General features: G+C 62.7%; 3 protein-coding genes and 1 pseudogene. All 4 read left to right on the forward strand.

The window, feature by feature from the left end:
• Positions 1 to 108 (forward strand): annotated as a pseudogene (locus tag AC1DT3_RS15935) (lactoylglutathione lyase); the annotation flags it as partial.
• A gap of 18 nt (positions 109 to 126) precedes the next feature.
• On the forward strand, positions 127 to 615 hold the full coding sequence (locus tag AC1DT3_RS15940) for a peptide deformylase (protein ID WP_477466223.1): 489 nt from the start codon (positions 127 to 129) through the stop codon (positions 613 to 615).
• A gap of 162 nt (positions 616 to 777) precedes the next feature.
• The gene (locus AC1DT3_RS15945; protein ID WP_477466221.1) at positions 778 to 1,518 is read left to right on the forward strand and encodes a 4'-phosphopantetheinyl transferase family protein; all 741 of its coding nucleotides are present in this window, start codon (positions 778 to 780) and stop codon (positions 1,516 to 1,518) included.
• 42 nt (positions 1,519 to 1,560) lie between these two features.
• The coding region (locus AC1DT3_RS15950) for an amino acid adenylation domain-containing protein (RefSeq protein WP_477466222.1) at positions 1,561 to 3,296 on the forward strand (1,736 nt) is incomplete at its 3' end.

Consider the following 3,296-nt stretch of genomic DNA (forward strand, 5'->3'; position numbering starts at 1 on the left):
ATCAAGGAGATGTCTCACGACGGTAAAACCCTGGCGACGTTCTTCTTCGTTCAGGACCCGGACGGCTACAAGATCGAAGTGCTGCAGAGGGGCGGGCGGTATCGTTGAGGGGAGGCGACGGTGACAATGCGACCGATCATTCGCTACCCCGATCCTCGTCTGCGCGAGCGAGCGTCGGCAATTCTGGCTTTCGACGCCCGTCTGCAGGAGCTCGCCGACGATCTACTTGAAACGATGCGAGCGGCTCCCGGCGTCGGCATCACCGCGCCTCATATCGGGGTCATGGAGCGGCTCGTCGTCATTCAGATCGAGACCGGGGAGGCGCCGATGGTTTACGTCAACCCGACGATGGTTTGGGCCTCCCCGGAGCGCATCCGACACATGGAGGGCAGCGTCTCGATGCCCGGCGTGACCGACGAAGTCGAGCGCCACGCCAGCATTCGCGTCGCATATCAGCGGCTCGATGGAGCGCCGGCCGAGGAAGGGGCGGAGGGCTTTCTCGCCGTCTGCCTCCAGCACGAAATCGATCAGCTCGATGGGATCTTCTGGATCGATCGGCTCTCTCGCCTGAAGCGCGAGCGCTTGATCAAGCGGTTCGAAAAGATCCATCGGTAGCATCGCGCGCGCCTTTCGAGCTTTCGCTTTTGCAAGCTTGGCCGCTTTCCCGCTGCGGCACTAAGCCCTGCGTGCTTGACAGCCATCGGCTTCTGAACAACATCTCGTTTCAAGCCGGAAGATCGCTCAGGACCGCGACCTGAAATCGGGAGCGGCGGGCCGATGGTCTCTCTATTCACAATCGATCACAGTCGGATCGGGCAGTTGTCCGTTGCCGCATTCTTGTCGGCATTCGATGAGAGCGGGAGCGAGGAGGAGAGGGCGCATGCCCTACGCTTGCGCCGTGAGGAAGATCGGGCCTCCTATCGATTGAGCCATGGTGCCTTGCGCATGATCCTTGCGCGCGAAAAACGGTGCGAACCCTCCGATTTGGTTCTTGGCCGCGACCCGTTGGGCAAGCCGCTCTGCGAAGGCGGTCCGTCGTTCAATATGAGCCATTCGGCTGGGATGACCGTCGTCGCCTGGTCATGGTCCCAGGCGCTCGGCGTCGATGTGGAGGAACTTGCCGCGGAGCCTCATCCGAGCGCGTCTCTCAAGAGCGCCATGGCCGACGAGGATGTCGCCGTCCTGCCGAGGCTCGCCCGTCAGCCCCACCACGCTGAAACCGTCCTTTGGGCCATCAAAGAGGCAAGCCTGAAGCTCACCGGCGAGGTCATGCGCGATCCGCGCGACTTGCGGGTGCGCGCATTCCGAAACGGCGCATTCAAGATCGACGCAGCCAATGCCGCGAGCGCTCCGCATCCAGCTGTCTTCGCTCGGCTGGTCGTCGTCGGCCCGCGCCACGTCAGTGCGCTTGCGACGTACGGTCCGGCACCGACGCCGCGAGTCGTCGTCTGGCACGATCACTTCAATGAGATCGCCTATCCCACCTCGCACTCCGCGCACCCCACATCCCATCCCTAACGGGCCGACCCTTTCCTCGCCCGCACGGGCACCGAGACACTCATGACCAATCCCCTTCGTGGTCCCGTTCGCCCTGACCTCCTCAAAGACGAGATTCTACCGGAGATATTTGAAGCCACGGCGCGTCGAAGCCCGCTTCGAATCGCGGTCATCGATGGCGCCGTCCGCTATACGTACGAGGAGGTGGAGCGCGCTGCGACCGCGATTGCGCGTGGTCTCGTCGGGCGTGGGATCGGACCGGGCGATGTCGTGGGTCTCTGGATGCCCCGCGGCTCCGATCTTCTCATCGCGCAGATCGCAATCACCAAGTCGGGAGCGGCATGGCTGCCGTTCGACACCGAAGCGCCGATCGATCGTGTCGCGGCTTGTCTGAGCGATGCCGAGGCGAAAGGTCTATTGGTTCCGGACGATTGGAACGATAGGGCTATCCCCACCGGAATTCCCGTCCTGACGCCGAGCACTGCAGCGGCGGAGGGCATCGGTTTGCATGTGGACGCGCGGCAGCAAGGCCTGACACCCGATCATCCCGCTTACCTGATCTACACGTCGGGCTCGACGGGCAAGCCCAAAGGCATCGTCGTCAGCCATCGCAACATTTGCCATTACCTGCGATCGTCCAACGAGCTGTACGGGATCCACGCCGAGGACATCGTCCTCCAGGGATGCTCGGCGGCGTTCGACCTGTCGATGGAAGAGATCTGGGTTCCCTACCTGGTGGGAGCCACGCTGTGGGTGGCACGGCAGGAAATGCTTGCCGATACCGAAGCTTTGACCCGCGCCATGCGCGAGGCTGGCGTGACGGTCATCGATACGGTGCCGACGCTGCTGTCGATGCTCGGCAACGACCTTCCGGCCCTTCGCGTGATCATTCTCGGCGGCGAGGCTTGCCCACCGGCTCTGGCCGCACGGTTCACGGGTTCGGGTTGCCGCCTGTTCAACAGCTACGGCCCGACCGAGGCGACCGTGGTGGCCACCATGGCCGAGCTGAAACCCGGTGATCCGATCACCATCGGCGGGCCGATACCGAACTATTCCTGCTACGTGGTCGATGAAGCGCTGACATGTGTCGCGCCTGGCGTTCCGGGCGAGTTGTTGATCGGAGGTCCGGGCATCGCCGCCGGCTATCTCGGTCGCCCAGATCTGACCGCCGAAAAATTCATCGCCAATCCATTCGCCAATGACGGTTCGGACCCGGTGCTTTATCGATCTGGCGACGCGGTCCTCATCAGCGACGCGGGCCGGATCGTGTTCCAGGGACGCGTCGACGATCAAGTCAAGATTCGCGGCTTTCGCGTCGAGCCCGGCGAAATCGAATCCGTTCTCGTGAGCATGCCAGGAATAACCCAGGCGGCTGTCGTTCTGCGCAACGACGACGGTTTGGATCGTTTGGTCGCATTCCTCCTTTCCGAGATCGGGGTTTATCCTGATCCAGCGCAGCTCCGATTGGCTCTGCGCGAGCGCCTGCCGCCTTACATGGTGCCTGCGCATTTCGAGATCGTGTCATCCTTCCCGCGACTTGCCGCATCCGGAAAGGCCGACAAGAAGGCGCTGATGGCGCTGCCGCTGACATTCACCGATGCCGCGCTCGAACAGGATGAACCGGAAACCGAGACGGAAGCGGTGCTTTTGGCCGCGGCCAAACGTGTCTTCCCGGATCAGGTCGTTCCGATGACCGCCGATTTCTTTCTCGAACTCGGCGGTCATTCGCTCCTCGCGGCGCGGTTCGTGTCGTGCGTACGCGAAACGCATCGTCTCTCCAGCATCACCTTGCAGGATAT

It is taken from the genome of Microvirga sp. P4_G7 (assembly GCF_056401005.1).

Bases quoted from the DNA above. Each gene is read 5' to 3' on its own strand.
- AC1DT3_RS15940 (WP_477466223.1), top strand. From the start codon at position 127: ATGCGACCGATCATTCGCTACCCCGATCCTCGTCTGCGCGAGCGAGCG.
- AC1DT3_RS15945 (WP_477466221.1), top strand. From the start codon at position 778: ATGGTCTCTCTATTCACAATCGATCACAGTCGGATCGGGCAGTTGTCC.